This is a genomic window from Pseudomonas sp. MWU347 (genome assembly GCF_017947305.1).
GTDB lineage: Bacteria > Pseudomonadota > Gammaproteobacteria > Pseudomonadales > Pseudomonadaceae > Aquipseudomonas > Aquipseudomonas putida_A.
The window spans coordinates 253,588-273,052 of the sequence record NZ_JAFGZB010000008.1 but is presented as its reverse complement, the minus strand read 5'-3'; the positions used below and the strand labels follow the sequence as shown (position 1 = coordinate 273,052).

The following is a 19,465-nucleotide window of genomic DNA, read 5'->3' as shown; positions in this document are numbered from 1 at the left end:
GGGGCCATCAGCCATAGCCACAAAATCAGGACGGTTTCTTCTCGATCCGCAACGCCTTGGCCTTGGCTTCCACCAGCAAATACATCACCACCGTAATCAACAACGGCAACAGAAAATAAATCGCCCGATACGCCAGCAACCCCGCCACCAGACTGCCCCGCGAAGCCTCGTGCTGCAGCAGCGCGACAAACACCGCTTCCAACACTCCAAGCCCCGCCGGAATGTGCGTGATGACTCCGGCAATCGCGCTGATCAACAGCACGCCGAGCACCAACGGATAATCCAGTTTGCTCGGCAGCAGAGTGAAAATCACTGCCGCCATCAGCGACCAGTTCAATGCACCGAGCAGCAACTGCAGCACGGCCATGCGAAGTGATGGCAGGTTGATTTCCACCCCGCGAATCGACCACTCGCGGCGCTTGGAGAACTGGCACGCGGCGAGGTAACCGGCACTCAATAACAACAGCAGCACGCCAATGCCCTGCAACGCGGCGCTGCTGATTTTCCAGCCCGGCGGCATGCTCACCAGGCCGCTGCTGAACACCACGCCGGCAATCGTCATGTAACCGAACCAGTTGGTGGCCAGGCTCAGACCGAGAATCTTGGCGATGTTGCTTTTGCTCACCCCCAGGCGCGAATACAGCCGATAGCGCATGGCAATCCCGCCGACCCAGGCGCTGAGATTGAGGTTGAACGCATAACTGATGATCCCCACCGGGAGGATCTGTTTCCAGGTCAGGTCCTGGCGAATGTAGGTGCGGCCGATCAGGTCGAAACTGGCGTAGGTGAGAAAGCTCAGCAGGGTCAGGCTGGCGGCAATGATCAGCGTGCGCACCTTGAAGTCAGCCAGGGTTTGCAGAACTTCCGCCCATTCGATACGGGTGGCGAACATCGTCAGCAACACGATCAGCGCGAGGAAGAACAGCAACGTTAGTGGGCGTTTCCAGCGACTCCAGCGAGAGTGAGTGGCGGGCGCAGACTGTGCGTGGGAATGGCTCATGACGTGCGCCCCCGAAACGGCTTGAGCCGCGGTTTGTGCGCCGGCAACCAACCGGCCATTGACGGGAAATGCCGCAGGAAGTGAAACACCAGAAATCCCACGGTCATGTGCCAGATCCGTCCTCGCGGGGACATGCTGGCGTCCATGGCCTTGCAGTGATTCTGGCTCAGGTCTTCGAGGCGCTGAAACAAATGCTGATTGAACGCGCGATCGCGGATCAGCACATTGGCTTCCAGGTTCAGCGACAGGCTCAGCGGGTCGAGATTGCTCGAGCCGACGGTGCTCCATTCCTCATCCACCAATGCGACTTTGCCGTGCAGCGGGCGCTGGCAATATTCGTGGATCTGCACGCCGGCCTTGAGCAGGTAGTCGTAGGTCATGCGTGCCGCGAGTTTGGCCACCAGCATGTCCGGTTGACCTTGCAGAATCAGCCGCACCTCGACGCCACGGCGCGCGGCGTTGCGGATCTCGCGCAGCAGGCGGTAGCCGGGGAAGAAATAGGCGTTGGCGATCACCACCCGGCGTTTGGCCCGGCGCAATGCGTGCAAGTACACATCTTCGATGTCGGTGTGATGCTGATCGTTGTCGCGAAACACCAGACGTACCTGACCGTCGTGATCGTTGAAAGCCATGTCCGCCCGGCGCTGACGCCGGCGCTGCCACCAGAACCGTGCGCGTCCCGGACGACCACTTTGCAGCAGGGCGAAATGATGGATGTCAGCGACCGCTGGCCCTTGAATCTGCACCGCATAATCCTGTTTCGCCTCGGGGCCGAAATCGGCCAGGTGATCGCCGGAAAAGTTGATCCCGCCAATGAACGCGATCAGTCCGTCGACCACCACAATCTTGCGGTGCAGGCGGCGGAACCAGTTGGTGCGAATGCCCAGGTGCTTGGGCGCCGGGTCAAACATTTGCAGATGCACGCCCGCTTCGCTCAGTGCCGCGAGATAACCGGTGGTCAACTCGCCGCAACCAAAACCGTCGAGGCTGACAGTGGTGCGCACGCCACGCCGCGCGGCGTCGATCAGGATCTGCTGCAACTCTGCGCCGACCTTATCTTCGAAAACGATGAAAGTCTCCAGCAGAATTTCACTCTTCGCCGCACGCATGGCGTCGAACACCCGTGGGAAATATTCCTCGCCGTTTTCCAGCAACTCGACGCGGTTATTGCCCTGCCAGCCGTACTCGACATCGACATGCCCGGGCTCGCGTACCGGCGGGTTGATGCTGATCGGTTCCACGGCGGATTTCTCCAGCGGTGCGCTGCTCATAGTTCGATCTCCACCGATAACGGGACGTGGTCGGAAAGGTGTGACCAGGGCCGGTTGTCCAGGACTTTCGGTTGGCTGGCCTTGAGGTTGCGTACGTAAATACGATCGAGCCGCAGCGTCGGCAGACGCGCCGGAAAGCTGCGCGCCGGTTTGCCGTGATGCTCGGCGAACACCTCGCGCAGACCGCAGGGTTCAAGCAGCGCGTCGGCGCGCTGGCGCCAGTCGTTGAAGTCACCGGCGACGATCACCGGCGCGTCAACCGGCAGCTCCGCCAGACGCTCGCCGAGCAGTTTCAATTGCGCATTACGATGGCTTTCGCGCAGACCCAGATGCACGCAGATCGCATGCACTTCGACGCCATCGCCGGGCAGGCGCAGCACGCAATGCAGCAGCCCGCGGTTCTCGTGGCCGCTGATCGAGACGTCGAGGTTGTCGTGGCGGATGATCTGGAATTTCGACAGCAACGCATTGCCGTGATCGCCCTCCGGGTACACCGCGTTGCGCCCGTAGGCGAACTGCGGCCACAGACTGTCGGCGAGGAACTCGTATTGCGGCATCGTCGGCCAGTTGCTGTAGCGCTTGGGATGATGCTCGTGGGTGCCGTGGACTTCCTGCAGAAACACCACGTCGGCGGCCACGCTGCGCACCGCTTCGCGCAACTCCGGGAGGATGAAACGTCGGTTGAGCGCGGTGAAACCCTTGTGTGTGTTGACCGTCAGCACGGTGAAACGACGCACCGACACTTCAACGCTGGTCTGCTCGTCGGTGAACCCGACCGGCTCTGGAATACTCATGCCAGCACCCCTTCGGCAGCCGGTTCACCGGGGGTGGTGGCGAGCGTTTTATCCAGCTCGAATCGGTGGAGCAAACTGCGCGCGTCGTAGGGCGCGCGGACTTTGATGTCGTTGTCGAAATAGCAGAACACTTCGCGGGATGTACGCGCCCGCGGCTTGAGGCGCGGCGCGATCAGATGCGCATCGCCGGGTTGCCGGCCGTGATGCCAGGCGTCGATGCGTTCAGCCCATTTGTTCAACGCGGCGTCGGTGTAACCGCTGGCGTACAGCTCTTCGGCACCGTGCAGGCGCAGGTAGACGAAATCGCTGGTGAGGTCTTCGCGGTACGGCCATTTGCCGGCGGTGTCGGCGATCACCAGAGCGGTGTTGTAGCGTTTCAACAAGCGCACGAAGTCGGGGTCGATGAACGTGTCATTGCGCACTTCCACGGCATGGCGCAGCGGTTTTTTGCGCCAGGCTTTGAGGCTGGCGTGGCCGTGAAGATGTGAATCGTGTTGGCGGGCGAGGGCGGCAGCGGCTTCGGTATCGTGGGGCAACAATGAGAGGAAGTGTTCGAAGAGCTCAGGATCGAATTTGAAGTTCGGTGGAAACTGCCAGAGGATCGGCCCGAGCTTTTCCTTGAGTTCCAGCACCCCGGAGGCGAAGAAATTCGCCAGCGGCTTTTCGATCTCGCGCAGGCGCCGGACGTGGGTGATGAAGCGCGGCGCCTTGACGCTGAACACGAAGTCGTCCGGCGTTTCGTTGTACCAATGGGCGTAACGTTCGGGCCGTTGCAGGGCGTAGAACGATCCATTGATTTCGATGCTGTTGACCGCCCGCGAAGCGAACTGCAATTCGCGCTTCTGCGTCAGTCCTTTCGGGTAGAAATCCCCTCGCCACGGAACGTAGCGCCAGCCGGAAATACCGATGTGAATCGTTGCCATGCCGCCCTCCCGTTGTCAGTCCTCGTACAGCCTGTGTCTGTTGATGACTGCGGGCGGTTCGGGAAAGTTTCGGTGGCGTTACGGACGGTACATTCTCAAGAACATCACACAACCAATGTGGGAGGGGGCTTGCTCCCGAAGGCGGTCGTTCAGTCAACATCAATGGCGACTGATACACCGACTTCGGGAGCAAGCCCCCTCCCACAGGGTTACTCAGTGGCCCGTGAATACTCGGCCTTGAGCCGGTTCGGCATAGGCCGGACCGAGCCGATCCAGTCGACCGCTCCATGCGGTGAGTACCAGCGCCACCAGCACCACCAGACCACCGATCCACGCCGTATGAATCAGGCCCAAATGCTCGACGATCAACCCGCCACCCCATGCCCCACCGGCAATCCCGAGGTTGAACGCAGCAATGTTCAGCCCGGATGCCACGTCCACTGCCTGCGGTGTGTGATGTTCAGCCTGACGCACCACATACACCTGCAACCCCGGCACGTTGCCAAACGCCACCGCGCCCCACACCAGCACTGTCGCCAACGCCAGCCATGGATTGGCGGCGGTGAAGGTCAGCACGAACAGCACGGCGGCGAGCAGGGCGAAGATGATTTTCAGGGCGCTGATCGGCCCGCGCTTGTCCGCCAGTTTGCCGCCCCAGATATTGCCGACCGCCACCGACACGCCGTACACCAGCAACACCAGGCTGACGGTGCCGGCGCTGAAGCCGGAGATGTCCTGCAGGATCGGCGCGAGGAAGGTGAAGGCGATGAACGAGCCGCCGTAACCGATCGCGGTCATGGCGTACACCAGCAGCAGACGCGGTTGTTTCAGCACTTGCAGTTGCTGCAGCAAGGACGCCGGTTTGCTGTGGGCGATGTTGTTCGGCACATACAGCAGGCTGCCAATGAAGGCGATCACACCCAACGCCGAGACGGCGAGGAAGGTTTCGCGCCAGCCGAAATGCTGGCCGATGAATGTGCCCAGCGGTACGCCGGTGACCAACGCCACAGTGAGGCCGGTGAACATTATGGCAATCGCGCTGGCAGCCTTTTCCTTGGGCACCAGACTGGTGGCAATGGTCGAGCCGATAGAGAAGAACACCCCATGCGCCAGGCCGGTAACGATCCGCGCCAGCACCAGCGATTCATAACCCGGCGCCAGCCAGGCCAGCAGGTTGCCGAGGGTGAACAACACCATCAGCGACAGCAGCAACAATTTGCGCGGGACTTTGCCGGTGAGGGCGGTCAGCACCGGCGCGCCAATGGCGACGCCCAGTGCATACAGACTGACCAGCAGCCCGGCGGACGGCAGGCTGACGCCGAGATTGGCGCCGATGGTGGGCAACAGGCCAACGATGACGAACTCGGTCGTCCCGATGGCGAATGCGCTGAGAGTCAGCGCGAGCAAGGCAATGGGCATGACAGCACTCCGGTAGAGGTTTGAATGGAGCGCAGTGTCGGAGTTTGGGTTGTGCGGAAAAATACGGGGTTGGGCATTTGATATTTGCCTTGGAGGCAAAGGTCAAAAGCGCTCCCCCTCACCCCAAACCTCTCCCCCAAAGGGGCGAGGGGGAAAGGAGCGGATCTCGGTTGCACTCAATATTGAGTTCGGCTGGATATTTCAGGTCGATGTAGCTCGAGAGCACAACTCGGTCGGCTCCATCTCACCCAAGGGGGTGAGGGGGAAGGGAGCGGATCTCGGTTGCACTCAATATTGAGTTCGGCTGGATATTTCAGGTCGATGTAGCTCGAGAGCACAACCCGGTCGGCTCCCTCTCCCTCGGGGAGAGGGCTGGGGTGAGGGTGCTCTTGAACTTGCCAGACAATTACCGATCAGTTCCTTACAGGTTCAGCCAAGAGGGATCAGAGTTTTGATCAAGTTCAGGATCGCCATTTTGCTGGGAGCGCTGCTGTTTCTCGGCGCCAGCGAACTCGAAGCCGCCACGCTGCCGGGGGTTCCGGCCGCTGCTGAAGAACCGGCCAAACCCGAGCCGATTGTGCAGGGCGGTCTGCTCGGCGCGATCAGTTCGAGCATCGACGACGTGCAGGACAAACTCGATCTCAACGAGCATCTGGTCGACGCCTGGCGCCTGCGTGCCGATCGAGCGGCGGACGAGGTCGACAAACTGGTCAACCAGCCGTCGAACCGCTCCGGCTGGAGTGTCGCCGGGGATTTCCTGATGTTGTCCGGCGTGTGGCTTGGCGCCTTCGCGCTGCTCACGGTGCTCGGCAGCCTGCTGGCCAAACGGCTGAGTCAGGGTCGTTGGCTGCGCACCCGCCAGCGCAGTCAGGACTTGGTTGGCTACCTGCTGCCGTACACGCTGCCAGCGCTGATCTGCCTGCCGCTGACACTGTACGTCAGCCACTTTCTGCAGGCCTCGGTCGGTCGGGCGCTGGCGCTGTGTCTGGCGTACGCCACCAGCAGCGGGATTTTCTCCACCTCGATGTTGTTGTGCGTGGTGGTGATGTTCAACGTCGGCCACAAACGGCCGGCCGCGCGGATCATCCGCGACTATTGCCCGAAGCCGCTGTTCCTGATTGGCTTTCTCGCCGCCCTCAGTGACGCGTTGACCAGTCCACAGATCGCCCGTCAGTTGGGTGGCAACATCACCAGCAGCGTCGCGGTGTTCACTGGGTTGATCGCCTCGATCATCTTCGGTCTGCTGGTGATTCGCCTGCGCCGGCCGGTGGCGCACCTGATCCGTAACCGGCCACTGGCGCAACGTCTTAAACAGCCTTCGTTGCAGGAGTCGCTGCGGATTTTTTCCGGGCTCTGGTACTGGCCCATCGTGCTGATGGTGCTGGTTTCGGCGGTCAATCTGATCGGCATCGGTGAGGACAATCAGAAGGCCCTGCGCTGTGCGCTGTTCACCACCGTGCTGCTGATCGGCACGGTGTTCCTCAGCACCATCCTCCAGCACCTGTTCAAGTCGCGAAAGGCCGAAGCGATCCAGCGCAGCAGCGCCTACAAGGAACGCTTTCTCAGCCTGTTGCACGCGTTGCTGCGGATCGTTATTGCGATTGCCTTCATCGATATTCTCGGGCGGATCTGGGGCGTTTCACTGCTCGATTTCGCCCAGAGCAGCACGATCGGCCGGGCGATCAGTAATGCGTTGAGCAGCATCGGCCTGATCTTCCTCGTCACGTGGCTGTTGTGGGTGGTGCTCGACACGGCGATTCAGGAAGCGCTGAAACCACCGGTCAGCAAACGCTCGTCGCGCCAGCCCAGCACCCGGGTGAAAACCATCCTGCCGCTGCTGCGCAACGCGATCAAAATCATCCTGGTGGTGATCTGCGCGATCACCACCATGGCCAACCTCGGCATCAACGTTGCGCCACTGCTGGCCGGTGCCGGGGTGGTCGGTCTGGCCATCGGTTTCGGTTCGCAGCAACTGGTGCAGGACGTGATCACCGGGCTGTTCATCATCATCGAAGACACGCTGTCGATCGGCGACTGGGTGGTGCTTGATTCCGGGCATGCCGGTACGGTCGAGGGCCTGACCATTCGCACCCTGCGCCTGCGTGACGGCAAGGGCTTCGTGCACTCGGTGCCGTTCGGCCAGATAAAGGCAGTGACCAACCAATCACGCCAGTTCGCCTATGCATTTTTCTCGGTGCAGTTCACCTACGACACCGACGTCGACAAGGCCATCGAGCTGATCCGCGAGACTGGCGATTCGATCCGCGAAGACCCGTTCCTCAAGTACAACCTGCAAGGGCCGCTGGATGTGTTTGGCGTGGACCGGATGGACTTGAACGGCGTGGTGCTGACGGCGCAGTTCCGTACTGTGTCGGGCGGGCAATATGCGGTGAGCCGGGCGTTCAATCAGCGTTTGAAAAAGCTTGTGGATAACAGTCCCGAGGTGCATTTCGCGCAGACTTATCCACAGCAGGTTTTGTTGCCCAAGCGGCAGGGTGAGGGGGAGTTGGTGGCGAGCGAGGTGCCGCAGAAGTCGAGTACTTGATTGCCGATTTTGCAGTGGGATTGCCGGCCTCTTCGCGGGCGAGCCCGCTCCCACATTGGATTTGTGAACGACGCAGATCCCCTGTGGGAGCGAGCTTGCTCGCGAAAGGGCCGGAACTGTCGACATCAATGCCGGATCAGCTTGCTACGCACCTGCTCCATGACCACCTGATCCAGCTCAGTCCAGAAAACCTGCTTGCCGGCAATCTCGGCTGCCACCGGCAAGCCATCCCGATACACTAACCGATTACTCACCAAAGCTGGCACCTTCGCTCCTGGCAGCAAAGTCCCCGCCAGATTCAACGGATCCACCCCGCACACCGCGATCAAACTGCCGTCATGCGCCCGCCGTCGTACTTCGCGCAGCAATGGAATCGCCTCCGTCAAGGCAAACTGTTCCCCCGCCAGACCACTGACAAAGCGCCCGCCGCGAATCTCGCCACGGGCCTCCAGCCGATGAAACGTGCGCAGCAATTCGCGCCAGCTCGGCAGCCAATCCGCCTCGCGCTCCAGCAGACGCCAGAACACCACACCGTAGCGGCGCAGCAACGCCATGGCGACATGTTCGAGGGTTTCCGGCGAAGCGCTCTGGCTGTTCTCCACGAGCGACCCTCGGCGCAACAACGCCCAGCGCCCGGCATCGTCCATGCCACCGACAAACGCCCCGCGCCCGCGTCGACTGCTGCGTTGCTGGCGCTTGCTCGCCGGGGTAATCAGGGCGCGCAAACCGGCGAAGCTGTCGGCGTTCACCAGGCCGGCACCGACCAGTTCCTGCAAGGCGATTTCCAGCTCGGTGCGCAGCAGATGCGCTTCATGGATCAACTCATCGAAAAACAACGCGCCGTGCTGACTCAGCGCCTCGTAGACCTTCTGCGTTTTCGCTGACAGTTCGCTGACCGGTGTTTGCTCGGCCAATCCACTCCACAGTCCGACCTGACTGCGCGGCAACAGCACAATCGGCGTACTGCGCAACGCCGTGCCGCTGACTTTCTGTCGGGCACTGAGGCGCGTCCACACCAGTTTGCCGTTGCGGCACAGGTCATCCAGCCAGCTCGGCGAGTAGTCTTTCAGGCGCGCCGGGAGAATGTCGCTGTCCCACGCGGAGGCCGCTGCCGGGTAACCTTCGAACTGGCCGACAATCGCCGGCAACACCGCGCTGCCCTGACCGCGGGTAGCGGAGGACAGATGCTGCCAGTCGAACAGAAAACGCATGAAATCCTGCAGAGCCACCGGCTCGATTTCCCGGCGCAAACGCTTGACCGTGTAGCGATGAATGCGCGCCAGCAGATGCCGTTCGCACCATTCCTCAACCGTCGCGCCCGGGGTGAATTTACCGCGCAGCACGTAGCCTTCGCGCTCCAGTTGCGCGAGGGCCTGATTGACCTGCGGTATCGGCAACGCGAGTGGTTCGGCAATGGCGGCTAACGGCAGCGGGCCAAATGCGCCCAGTCGCGCGCGGAGCACTTCGACCAGCGCTTCCTCTAACGTCCAAGGTTCGTTGAAACCGGGCAAGGCCTCTTGCTGCGGTTGCAGCGTGGCCTGTGGATAAAGCGCCAACAGGCAGGTCAGGCGTTCTCGCGCCAGCCACAACGAGCCAGGCTGTGGATGTGTAGTGACGGTGAGGCCGTCTTCGCGAGCAGGCTCGCTCCCACAGTTGACAGTGTTCCAACTGGCGGAATGCGGTTGAATGTGGGAGCGAGCCTGCTTGCGAAGCTTTTCTTTTGCCGTTACTGGCGGAACGGCCAAGCGGCAGGCGCGACCGCTCGCAGTCAGCGCGTCAAGCCATTCGCGCCAGTGTTCGCCAGCCTGAACTTCAAGGTCGCTGATGCAGGCCAGGCTCACCAGCGCCTCGTGCATTTCATCGACGTTGGCCGGCGTCGGCCATGCTTCCTCGCGCACCGCGTTGATAGCGTCCGCGTCCAGCGCACCGAGGTCATCGGTGGATTGCGGATCGCTCCAGCGCCGGTTGATCACCGCTTGGGTGCGGCGTTCTTCCAACGGCGCATCGTCGAGAAAGCTGTACGGCCGCGCGCTGAGAATTTCTGCCGCCAGCGGTGACGGCGCCGGCAGATCGCGGCTGATTAACCGCACCTCGCCGCGCTCCATGCGCCGCAGCAGATTGAGCCAGCCGTCGCTGTCCATGGCCTCGTGCAGGCAATCGTCGAGGGTCTGTTCCACCAGCGGATGTTCGGGAACCTCCCGTTCGCCGGCGAGGTTTTCCAGGCATGCGATCTGGTCGGGGAACACGCTGGCAATCAGGTCCTCGCTTTTCATCCGCTGCAATTGCGGCGCAACTTTGCGCCCGCCGGTAAAACGCGGCAGCGCCAACGCCACCCCGGCATTCCAGCGCCAGCGCACGCCGAACAACGGCGCGTCGAGAATTGCCTGAATCAGGATGTGTTCGGCGCTGTTGCTGTGCAGGTAACGCCAGACGTCGTCCAGCTCGAAACTGTGGCTGGTGGACAGCGACAGGACGATCGCATCTTCGCTGGCGGCTGCCTGCAACTCGAAGTTGAACGTGCGGCAGAAACGCTTGCGCAGCGCCAGGCCCCAGGCGCGGTTGATGCGGCTGCCGAACGGTGAATGGATGATCAACTGGGTGCCGCCGGATTCGTCGAAAAAACGCTCCATCAGCAGCGTGTCCTGCGAGGGCAGGGCGCCGAGCGTCAGGCGAGCGCGGGCGAGATAGTCCACCAGCTGTTCGGCGCTGGCGCGGTTCAGGCCGAGGGTTGCGGTCAGCCAGTCGAGCGCCGGTTGCAGATCGCCGGGGCTGGCGCCGAGCAACAGGTCGAGAGTCGCTTGCAGGCGCGCCACCGCCGCCGACAATTCATCGCTGCGCCCCGGGGCTTCGCCGAGCCAGAACGGAATGGTCGGCGGCTGGCCTTGGGCATCCTCGACCCGTACCTTGCCGGTTTCCACCCGCAAGATGCGATAGGAGGTATTGCCGAGCTGGAACACGTCGCCAGCAATGCTTTCCACGGCAAAGTCTTCGTTGACGCTGCCGATGCTCAGGCCCTGCGGCTCCAGCAACACGCTGTAGTCGGCGTTGTCGGGGATGGTGCCGCCACTGGTCACGGCGGTCAGTTGCGCGCCACGGCGGCCACGCAGGGTGCGGCTGACCGCATCGCGGTGCAGGTAGGCGCTGCGGATGCCCTGACGACCGTTGTAGCCTTCGGCGAGCATGGTCAGCAGCGCCTGATAGTGTTTTTCGTCGAGATCGCGATACGGCGAGGCTTTGCGGAACAGCGCCAGCAATGCGTCCTCCGCCCATTCCTTGCAACTGACTTCGGCGATGATCTGCTGCGCGAGTACATCCAGCGGCGCTTCGGGAATGTGCAGGGTGTCGAGTTCGCCACGGCGCACGCAGTCGAGCAGGGCGGCGCACTCGATCAGGTCGTCGCGGGTGGTGGCGAACAAGCGGCCCTTGGGTGTGCCGCCGACTTGGTGCCCGGAGCGCCCGACCCTTTGCAGAAACCCGGCAATCGAACGCGGCGAGGATATTTGGCAGACCAGATCGACTTCGCCGATATCGATGCCCAACTCCAGCGACGCAGTGGCGATCAGCACTTGCAGCTCGCCGCGCTTGAGTCGCTGTTCGGCGTCGAGGCGGAATTCCTTGGCCAGACTGCCGTGGTGCGCGGCGACTGCGTGCTTGCCGAGGCGCTCGCTGAGGTGGCGGCTAAGGCGTTCGGCCAAGCGCCGGGTATTGACGAAAATCAGCGTGGTTCGGTGTTCGCGGGCCAGTTCGGCGAGCCGGTCATAAACCAGCTCCCAGACGTCGTTAGCCATCACTGCCGACAACGGCACCGGCGGCACCTCGATGCCCAGATCCCGTGGCCGGGCGTGGCCGATGTCGATGATTTCGCAGGGGTGATCGGTGCCGACCAGAAACTGCGCCACGGCGTCGATCGGTTTTTGCGTGGCGGACAAGCCGATGCGGGTCAGTGGTTCTGCGCACAGCGCCTGCAGGCGTTCGAGGCTCAGCGCCAGATGACTGCCGCGTTTGCCAGCAGCGATGGCGTGAATCTCGTCGATGATCACCGTGCGTGTGCTGCCGAGCATTTTGCGTCCGGACTCGGAGCCAAGCAGCACGTACAGCGATTCCGGAGTGGTCACCAGAATGTGCGGCGCGCGCTTGCGCATGGCGGCGCGGTCTTTTTGCGGGGTGTCGCCGGTGCGCACAGCGGTGGTGATTTGCAGTTCGGGCAGGCCCATCTGGCGTAATTGTTCGGTGATTCCCGCCAGCGGGTTCTGCAGGTTGATGCGGATGTCGTTGGACAACGCCTTGAGCGGTGAGACGTAGACGACGAGGGTTTCGTCTGGCAGGCCTGCGGGGTTTTCCAGACCCCGGTGGACGAGGTCGTCGAGCACGGCGAGAAACGCGGTAAGGGTTTTACCGGAGCCGGTGGGCGCGGCGATCAGCGTCGAGCGGCGCTGGCGGATCAACGGCCATGCGCGGGCCTGGGCGGCGGTGACCGTCGGGAAAGTGCTGCTGAACCAGGCGCTGACGGCGGGGTGAAAGCCTGCCAGGGCCGCGTCCTTGGGGATGGGCAGATTCATGGCTCAAGTTATGCGGGTGGGGGCGGCAAGATGCAAGTACCGCTGGGATATTCAGCTTTTGGCCGGGCCTCTTCGCGAGCAAGCCCGCTCCCACAGTTGACCGCATTCCCCTGTGGGAGCGGGCTTGCTCGCGAAGAGGCCTGCTGCAACGCCACAAATGCCAGGGATCTACACTTTACGGGTGACGGTTGCGCACTAAACCCGCAAAATGCAACGATTCCGGCAATTATCGATGACGGTGTCACCAGCACCGTCGCTAAAGCCATCGTTCCAATCAGACTGGGCCTGCTGACTCTATGCGAATGCGCCTTATGTTACTGGGCGGCGGAAATGCCCTTGGGCAGGCGCTGATTCGCCTCGGTGCGGAAGAAGACATCGGTTTCCTCGCCCCCCGCCCGCCAGAAGACGGCTGGGATGCCGCGAGCCTGACGCAACTGCTCGACGATACCCGTCCGGATGCGTTGATCAACCTCGCCTACTATTTCGACTGGTTCCAGGCCGAGACCGTCAGCGAAAGCCGTCTGGCCGGGCAGGAACGCGCCATCGAACGGCTGGCCGAGCTGTGCCAGCACCACAACATCATCCTCGTGCAGCCTTCCAGCTATCGGGTGTTCGACGGTTCGCGGGCGACCGCCTACAGCGAAAAAGACGAGCCGGTGCCGTTGGGCCTGCGCGGTCAGGCGCTGTGGCGCATCGAGCAAAGTGTTCGCGCCACTTGCCCGCAACACGTGTTGCTGCGCTTCGGCTGGCTGCTCGATGACAGCCCTGAAGGCACCCTCGGGCGCTTCCTCGCCCGCGCCGAACAACCGGACGAATTGCTCATGGCCGATGACCGCCGGGGCAATCCGACTCCGGTGGATGACGCGGCACGGGTGATCATTTCGGTGCTCAAGCAACTCGATTGCGCGGCGCCGCTGTGGGGCACTTACCATTACGCCGGCCACGAAGCGACCACGCCGCTGGCGCTCGGGCAGGCGATTCTGACCGAGGCGCGCAGCCTGCATCCGCTGGCAATCGAAGCACCGACCGCTCAGGCCCACGCCGCGCGGCCGGACGCCGCCGAGGAGCCGCAGCACGCGGTGCTCGCCTGCAAGAAAATTCTGCACACTTTCGGGATCAAGCCCCGCGCCTGGCGCGCCGCGCTCCCGGCTTTACTGGATAGGTTTTATCGTCATGGCTGAAGGCCCTGTTTTAATCACCGGCGGCGCCGGTTTCATCGGCTCGCACCTGACTGACGCGTTGCTCGCCACCGGCCACTCGGTGCGGATTCTCGATGATCTGTCGACCGGCAAACGCGGCAACCTGCCGCTGGACAACCCGAAGGTCGAACTGATCGTCGGTGACGTCGCCGATGCCGCGCTGGTCGCGCAGGTCATGCAAGGCTGCAGCGCCGTCGCGCATCTGGCGGCGGTGGCCTCGGTGCAGGCGTCGGTGGACGATCCGGTGAAGACGCACCAGAGCAATTTCATCGGCACCCTGAATGTCTGCGAAGCCATGCGCCAGGCCGGGGTCAAGCGCGTGCTCTACGCCTCGAGCGCAGCGGTGTACGGCAACAACGGTGAAGGCGAGTCGATTGACGAAGAGACGCCAAAAGCCCCGCTGACGCCATATGCCTCGGACAAACTGGCCGGCGAGCACTACTTCGATTTCTACCGTCGTCAGCATGGTCTGGAGCCGGTGATCTTCCGCTTCTTCAACATCTTCGGCCCGCGCCAGGATCCGTCCTCGCCGTACTCCGGGGTCATCAGCATTTTCAGCGAGCGGGCACAGAAAGGCCTGCCGATCACGGTGTTCGGCGATGGCGAGCAGACCCGCGATTTCCTCTATGTCGAGGATCTGGTCGATGTGCTGGTGCAGGCAATCGACAAGCCTGAAGTGGAAGTGGGGGCGATGAACGTCGGCTGGAATCAGGCGATGAACCTCAAGCAGATGCTGCAAGCGCTGCAGGAAGTGGTCGGCGAGTTGCCCCCGGTCAGCTACGGCCCGGCGCGCTCCGGCGACATCCGTCACTCGCGGGCGAATAACGCGCGTTTGCTGCAACGCTTCAAGCTGCCAGAGCCGACGCCGATGCGTGTGGGGCTGGCGCGGTTGCTGGGCAAGTAGGTTTACCGCAGACATGAAAAAGGCGCCTTGTTACAGGCGCCTTTTTCACGGCCGGAATTTGTCGCTAATCCTGTGGCGAGGGGATTTATCCCCGATCGATCACGAAGTGATCGTCGTCAGTTCTAAGCCTGCTCACCCAAAGCCTCATTCACCACCACGTGAACGTTCCTGGTTGAATCTGCCTTAGAACTTGTAGCCCAGACCCACCATGTACACAAACGGATCGACATCGACATTCACCTTGGCACGGGTGCCCGGCGCCACGGCGTTGTTCTCGACAGTCGCGCGGGTATCGATGTCGATGTAGCGCACCTGGGCGTTGAGCATGATGTTGTCGGTCAGCATGTAGTCGGCGCCGACCTGCCAGGCCAGGCCCCAGGAGTTTTTCGCCTTGAAGTTGCTGAAGCCATTGGACTGGGCTTCGCTGCCGACGTGCTCGTCGTAGATCCAGGTGTAGTTGATGCCGCCGCCGATGTACGGCTGGAATGGCGATTTCGCATCCAGCGGGTAGTACACGACGCTGAGGGTGGGCGGCAGGTGTTTCAGGGTGCCGAGTTTGCCGTTGGCGGCTGGCAGCGCAGTGCCTTTGATTTTCACGTCATGCTCGAACGGCGAGGCGGCCAGCAACTCGATACCGATGTTGTTGGTCAGCATGTAGGCGAAGTTCAGACCCAGTTGGGTGTCGCTGCTCATGGTCGCCTTGCCGCCCAGGTTGGTGCCGCTCAACGGACCCTGATCGACCTTGACATTGGAGCTGTCGGCCTTCGGGTTGACGGTGATCGCACCGGCGCGAACGATGATGTCGCCGGCTTCGTGAGCGTGGGCGAGCGGGGCTGCGAGCGCGAGGGCAAACAGCGAGGCGCTGAGCAAGGACTTGTTCATGGGGGCTCCAAAAGGACGTTAAAAGTTTCTGATGTCCTATGGTATGAAGCCAACTGATACGGTCTTTTGACTCAGCTCAATGAAACAGTGATGCCGCGGTTTTTTGTGGAACCTTGGCCGGCCCCTTCGCGAGCAAGCCCGCTCCCACTTTGGAACGCGGTCACCTGTGGGAGCGGGCTTGCTCGCGAAGAGGCCGGATCAAACAATACAAAAACTACCGGGATTCACTCCGGCAGCTCATACACATAAATCTTGTCCGCCGCCATCTGATACCCGGCATCGGCCAGTTCGCTGGTGGACGCCTTGACCTGCAACGGTCCCTCGACCCAGTACGGCTGATACAGCTCGTCGAGCTTCACGCCCAGCTCGCTTTTCACATGCACGATCTGGTTCGACGGCGGTGGCGGCACGTGGATGCAGGCGCCGAAGTACGGCACCAGCAGGAAGTCGGTGGTGCGTCCTTCTTCGTTGACCTCCAGCGGCACGATGTAGCCCGGCAGGCGGATGTTCTGCCCGTCGAGACTCTGCACCACCGGCGCGTTGGGCATGTCCTGTTTCGCCGCCGGCGCCGACTCGGCGGACAGCGCATCACTCATCTTCGACATGTCGTGCAACGGCGTCATGTTCGGCACTTCCGGCGCGGCGTCCGGCGGGATCATCTCCGACCAGGTCAGGTCTTTCGGCGCCGCTGCCCACACAGGCAGGGCAACCAGCAACAGCAGCGCAAGCACGGCGCGGGGCATGGTGAACATCCTCATAAACGGATCGACAGGCCATCGGCCAGGGATTGGCGATACGCGCGCCAGGCCGGCACGCTGCCCATCAGCAGCGCGGCCGCCAGAATGCCACCGAGCAGCGTCCATTCATACTCGCTCGGCCACGCCAGTGGCAGATACAAACCGTAATTGGCCTGCACATAGCCCTGCGCGGCGGCGATGCCGATGTACAGCAATGCCAGCCCCGCGATCACTCCGGTCAGCGCCAGGGCGAAGGCCTCCAGCACCAGCAGGCTCGCGATGTGCCACGGCCGCGCACCGACCGAACGCAGAATCGCCATCTCGCGGCGACGCTCGTTGAGGCTGGTGAGAATCGCCGTGAGCATGCCGATCAACCCGGTCAGCACCACGAACAGCGAGACCACGAACAAGGCTTTTTCCGCAGTACTCATCAGGCTCCACAACTCCTGCAAGGCCACGCCCGGCAGGATCGCCAGCATCGGCTCACCACGGAATTCGTTGATCTCGCGTTGCAGGGCAAAGGTGGAAATCTTGCTGTTGAGGCCGAGCATGAACGCGGTGATCGCCTGTGGCGTCAGGTCCATGTTGCGTGCCTGATCTGCGGTGATCCGGCCGTTGCCCCGGGCCGGCACGCCGTTGTGCCAGTCGATGTGAATCGCCTCCATGCCGCCGAGGCTGATGTGCAGCGTGCGGTCCACCGGCGTGCCGGTGCGCTTGAGAATGCCGACCACGGTGAACGGTTTGTCGTCGTGCTTGACCAGACTGATCGCAGCCACGCCGTGAGCCAGTACCAGTTGGTCGCCGAGCTTGTAATGCAGCGCCTCGGCCACTTCGGCACCGAGCACCACTTCGAACGGGTCGGTGGCAAATGCCCGGCCATCAGCCAGTTGCAGATGCTGCTGGCGCCCGTACTGGTAATGCTCGAAATAGGCTTCGGTGGTGCCCATCACCCGGTAGCCGCGATGGGAGTCGCCGAGGGACATCGGGATCGCCCACTTCACTTTCGGGTTGCTGGCGAAATGTTCGAAGCTGTCCCAACGGATGTTGTTGGTCGCGTTGCCGATGCGGAACACCGAGTACAACAGCAGGTTCACCGAACCTGAGCGGGCGCCGACGATCAGGTCGGTGCCGCTGATGGTGCTGGCGAAACTGGCCTTGGCCTCGGTGCGCACGCGCTCGACGGCGAGCAACAGGCACACCGACAGGGCAATGGCGAACGCGGTGAGCAGGGCGGTAAAGCGGCGGTTGGCCAAGCTGGCCATGGCCAGACGAAACAGATACATCTCAGACCTCGGCAGACGTGGCGGCGCGATTGAGCTCGGCCAGGGACAGGTGACGGTCGAACAGCGGCGCCAGGCTCTGGTCGTGGCTGACGAACAACAGGCTCGAGCCAGCTTCGCGGCATTCGGCGAACAGCAGACGGATAAAGTTTTCCCGGGCGTCGTAATCCAGCGCCGAGGTCGGTTCGTCGGCGATCACCAGTTCCGGTTGGCCGATCAAGGCACGAGCGGCGGCGACCCGTTGCTGTTGACCGATCGACAGCGAATCGGCGCGACGACCGAGGATGCTTTCATCTTTCAGGCCCAAGTGGGCGAGCAGGGTGGTGGCGGCCTGATCGACGCTGCCGTGACGCTGTTTCGCCCGCTCGGCACGCAATCTGGAGAAGTGGCACGGCAACTCGACGTTCTCACGCACCGAGAGAAACGGCAGCAGGTTGAACTGCTGGAAGATGTAGCCGGTGTGATCGACACGAAAGCGGTCGCGGGCGCCGGCACCCAGCTCGGTCAGTTCCTGGCCGAGCAGGCGAATGCTGCCGCGCCCGGGCTTCTGTACCCCGCCCAGCAGGCCGAGCAGGGTGGTCTTGCCACTGCCGCTCGGGCCTTTGAGGAACAGGGTTTCGCCCGGCGCTAGGCGAAACGCCGGGATGTCCAGCAGCGGCGGGTGACCGGGCCAGTTGAAGCCCAGGTTGGACAGTTCGATGAGTGCTTGGGTCATGGCACCAATTTCAAGGAGTGAACACTTAACCCTGTGGGAGCGGGCTTGCTCGCGAACGCGGTGGATCAGCCAAATCTATGTTGACTGACACACCGCATTCGCGAGCAAGCCCGCTCCCACAGGGGATTATCGGTGTGATCAGAAATTCAAGGCAGCCGCCTTGGCCGTCACTTCCGTGCCTTGCTGGCCGCTCGGGCCGATCAGTTGTACCTGAATTTTCTGCGTGGCCGGGAAGGTATTGAAGAGGTTCGCCAGATCCAGCGTCTTCAGAGCACCCGGGGCCGCGCAACTGAACTGATAGTGCGCGTGGATTTCGCTGTGATCGTGGTGATGCGCTTCACCGCCCTTGGCATCTTCGTCGTGATCATCATCGTCATGCTCGTCGGCAGCCGGTTTGTCGCCGAACAGCGGGCTTTCCAGTTCCTGGCTGGTGACCTTGCAACCGGCGGCGGCTGGCAGGCTGAACAGCGCCAGCGGGTTTTCCAGTTTGGTGCGCGCGGCCAGGACTTTGGCTTTGTCGGCGTCGCTGGCGGCAGCGTGTTCGAAGCCCACCAGGTTCATCGCCGGGCTTTCCAGTTCCAGCTCCAGGGTCTGGCCGTCGAGTGCGGCGTTCAAGCGGCCGACGCCATGTTCGTGGGCGCCGAGGCTGCCGTGCTCATGGTCATGATCGTGCTCATCGGCGGCATGGGCGATGGCCAGCGGCAACAGGGCAAACGGCAAAGCGAGCAGCAGACGACGCATGGCGGTCTCCGGAAAGTAAAGTGAAGAGTTTGTTATGTAATCTTATAACGAAACTTCGCAGAGTTTGCCCGTGCGCTTGGCGTTGCACAAGTCCCGTGGGAGCATGCAGGTCAGAAATGTGCAGGAGCGAAGCAGATGTTGCGGATACGCGGAACCGTTGGCGCGACGCCGGTGGATTTGACGGTGGAGCTGGATGACAGCGATTGGGTGAAGCTCGGCGCAGCCCTTGGCGCGCAGCCGCAGGGCGATCAGCCTGAAGCGGCATTGAGCACGCCGGCAGTGAAGCCACTGAACCAGGACGATGCGTTGTGGCAGGTCGCGCAGGATCTGTTGCGCAAGGCCGGGCAACTCAGCGGGCCAGATCTTCTGGAGCAGCTTGAGGGATTGACCGGCAGCGCGGCCGCAGGCAAACGCCTGCTGGTGCGCTTGCGCCACAGTTCACAGGTGAAAGTGGCGAGCGGCGGCGATACGCCGCTCTACAGCTGGGTCGAGTGAG

Annotated in this window: 15 protein-coding genes; 4 read left to right on the top strand and 11 right to left on the bottom strand. The window is 62.5% G+C overall.

All coding sequences use genetic code 11. From position 1 onward, the window contains the following. Positions 1-25: 25 nt before the first annotated feature. From KCG87_RS18875 to KCG87_RS18855, 5 genes are all read right to left on the bottom strand, one after another. Positions 26-1,000 carry a lysylphosphatidylglycerol synthase domain-containing protein gene (locus tag KCG87_RS18875; RefSeq protein WP_027612952.1) on the bottom strand — a complete coding sequence of 325 codons (975 nt, stop codon included), beginning with the start codon at positions 998-1,000 and terminating at the stop codon, positions 26-28. Next, complete coding sequence (clsB, locus tag KCG87_RS18870) at positions 997-2,271, bottom strand: cardiolipin synthase ClsB (RefSeq protein WP_027612951.1); 1,275 nt, start codon at positions 2,269-2,271, stop codon at positions 997-999. Before clsB ends, KCG87_RS18875 begins: the two co-directional genes overlap by 4 nt. Then, positions 2,268-3,065, bottom strand: coding sequence for an endonuclease/exonuclease/phosphatase family protein (locus KCG87_RS18865; RefSeq protein ID WP_210558577.1), 798 nt, complete (start codon positions 3,063-3,065; stop codon positions 2,268-2,270). Before KCG87_RS18865 ends, clsB begins: the two co-directional genes overlap by 4 nt. Next, on the bottom strand, positions 3,062-3,988 hold the full coding sequence (locus KCG87_RS18860) for a DUF72 domain-containing protein (RefSeq protein WP_210558578.1): 927 nt from the start codon (positions 3,986-3,988) through the stop codon (positions 3,062-3,064). The genes KCG87_RS18865 and KCG87_RS18860 overlap by 4 nt, the downstream gene beginning before the upstream one ends. Before the next feature lie 213 nt (positions 3,989-4,201). Further along, entirely contained in the window at positions 4,202-5,407 is a 1,206-nt protein-coding gene (locus tag KCG87_RS18855; RefSeq protein WP_210558579.1) for an MFS transporter, read from the bottom strand. 451 nt (positions 5,408-5,858) lie between these two features. Between KCG87_RS18855 and KCG87_RS18850 the strand changes: the two genes are divergently transcribed. Further along, complete coding sequence (locus KCG87_RS18850) at positions 5,859-7,952, top strand: mechanosensitive ion channel family protein (RefSeq protein WP_210558580.1); 2,094 nt, start codon at positions 5,859-5,861, stop codon at positions 7,950-7,952. 125 nt (positions 7,953-8,077) lie between these two features. On the opposite strand, the gene KCG87_RS18845 is transcribed toward KCG87_RS18850, so the two are convergent. Continuing rightward, positions 8,078-12,511 carry a DEAD/DEAH box helicase gene (locus KCG87_RS18845; RefSeq protein WP_210558581.1) on the bottom strand — a complete coding sequence of 1,478 codons (4,434 nt, stop codon included), beginning with the start codon at positions 12,509-12,511 and terminating at the stop codon, positions 8,078-8,080. A gap of 296 nt (positions 12,512-12,807) precedes the next feature. On the opposite strand from KCG87_RS18845, the gene KCG87_RS18840 reads away from it, so the two are divergent. Beyond that, positions 12,808-13,692, top strand: coding sequence for a sugar nucleotide-binding protein (locus KCG87_RS18840; protein ID WP_041074483.1), 885 nt, complete (start codon positions 12,808-12,810; stop codon positions 13,690-13,692). Continuing rightward, entirely contained in the window at positions 13,685-14,614 is a 930-nt protein-coding gene (locus KCG87_RS18835; protein WP_134787439.1) for an NAD-dependent epimerase/dehydratase family protein, read from the top strand. Before KCG87_RS18840 ends, KCG87_RS18835 begins: the two co-directional genes overlap by 8 nt. Positions 14,615-14,797: 183 nt before the next feature. On the opposite strand, the gene KCG87_RS18830 is transcribed toward KCG87_RS18835, so the two are convergent. From KCG87_RS18830 to KCG87_RS18810, 5 genes are all read right to left on the bottom strand, one after another. Beyond that, positions 14,798-15,496, bottom strand: a complete 699-nt coding sequence (locus KCG87_RS18830) for an OmpW family outer membrane protein (protein ID WP_027612943.1) — start codon at positions 15,494-15,496, stop codon at positions 14,798-14,800. 224 nt (positions 15,497-15,720) lie between these two features. Beyond that, positions 15,721-16,239 (bottom strand): DUF3299 domain-containing protein, encoded by a 519-nt coding sequence (locus tag KCG87_RS18825; protein WP_003228673.1) that lies wholly within the window; start codon positions 16,237-16,239, stop codon positions 15,721-15,723. Between the two features lie 11 nt (positions 16,240-16,250). Then, positions 16,251-17,516 carry an ABC transporter permease gene (locus tag KCG87_RS18820; RefSeq protein ID WP_007966122.1) on the bottom strand — a complete coding sequence of 422 codons (1,266 nt, stop codon included), beginning with the start codon at positions 17,514-17,516 and terminating at the stop codon, positions 16,251-16,253. Position 17,517: 1 nt separating this feature from the next. After that, positions 17,518-18,228, bottom strand: a complete 711-nt coding sequence (locus KCG87_RS18815) for an ABC transporter ATP-binding protein (protein WP_210558582.1) — start codon at positions 18,226-18,228, stop codon at positions 17,518-17,520. Positions 18,229-18,366: 138 nt separating this feature from the next. After that, positions 18,367-18,969: a DUF2796 domain-containing protein gene (locus KCG87_RS18810; protein WP_210558583.1), complete on the bottom strand. Its 603-nt coding sequence runs from the start codon at positions 18,967-18,969 to the stop codon at positions 18,367-18,369. 135 nt (positions 18,970-19,104) lie between these two features. Between KCG87_RS18810 and KCG87_RS18805 the strand changes: the two genes are divergently transcribed. Beyond that, positions 19,105-19,464 carry a hypothetical protein gene (locus tag KCG87_RS18805; protein ID WP_115988796.1) on the top strand — a complete coding sequence of 120 codons (360 nt, stop codon included), beginning with the start codon at positions 19,105-19,107 and terminating at the stop codon, positions 19,462-19,464. Position 19,465 lies beyond the last annotated feature (1 nt).

Coding starts and splice junctions, on each gene's coding strand:
- KCG87_RS18875 (WP_027612952.1), bottom strand. CDS start 1,000: ATGAGCCATTCCCACGCACAGTCTGCGCCCGCCACTCACTCTCGCTGG.
- clsB (WP_027612951.1), bottom strand. CDS start 2,271: ATGAGCAGCGCACCGCTGGAGAAATCCGCCGTGGAACCGATCAGCATC.
- KCG87_RS18865 (WP_210558577.1), bottom strand. CDS start 3,065: ATGAGTATTCCAGAGCCGGTCGGGTTCACCGACGAGCAGACCAGCGTT.
- KCG87_RS18860 (WP_210558578.1), bottom strand. CDS start 3,988: ATGGCAACGATTCACATCGGTATTTCCGGCTGGCGCTACGTTCCGTGG.
- KCG87_RS18855 (WP_210558579.1), bottom strand. CDS start 5,407: ATGCCCATTGCCTTGCTCGCGCTGACTCTCAGCGCATTCGCCATCGGG.
- KCG87_RS18845 (WP_210558581.1), bottom strand. CDS start 12,511: ATGAATCTGCCCATCCCCAAGGACGCGGCCCTGGCAGGCTTTCACCCC.
- KCG87_RS18840 (WP_041074483.1), top strand. CDS start 12,808: ATGCGAATGCGCCTTATGTTACTGGGCGGCGGAAATGCCCTTGGGCAG.
- KCG87_RS18835 (WP_134787439.1), top strand. CDS start 13,685: ATGGCTGAAGGCCCTGTTTTAATCACCGGCGGCGCCGGTTTCATCGGC.
- KCG87_RS18830 (WP_027612943.1), bottom strand. CDS start 15,496: ATGAACAAGTCCTTGCTCAGCGCCTCGCTGTTTGCCCTCGCGCTCGCA.
- KCG87_RS18825 (WP_003228673.1), bottom strand. CDS start 16,239: ATGCCCCGCGCCGTGCTTGCGCTGCTGTTGCTGGTTGCCCTGCCTGTG.
- KCG87_RS18820 (WP_007966122.1), bottom strand. CDS start 17,516: ATGTATCTGTTTCGTCTGGCCATGGCCAGCTTGGCCAACCGCCGCTTT.
- KCG87_RS18815 (WP_210558582.1), bottom strand. CDS start 18,228: ATGACCCAAGCACTCATCGAACTGTCCAACCTGGGCTTCAACTGGCCC.
- KCG87_RS18810 (WP_210558583.1), bottom strand. CDS start 18,969: ATGCGTCGTCTGCTGCTCGCTTTGCCGTTTGCCCTGTTGCCGCTGGCC.
- KCG87_RS18805 (WP_115988796.1), top strand. CDS start 19,105: ATGTTGCGGATACGCGGAACCGTTGGCGCGACGCCGGTGGATTTGACG.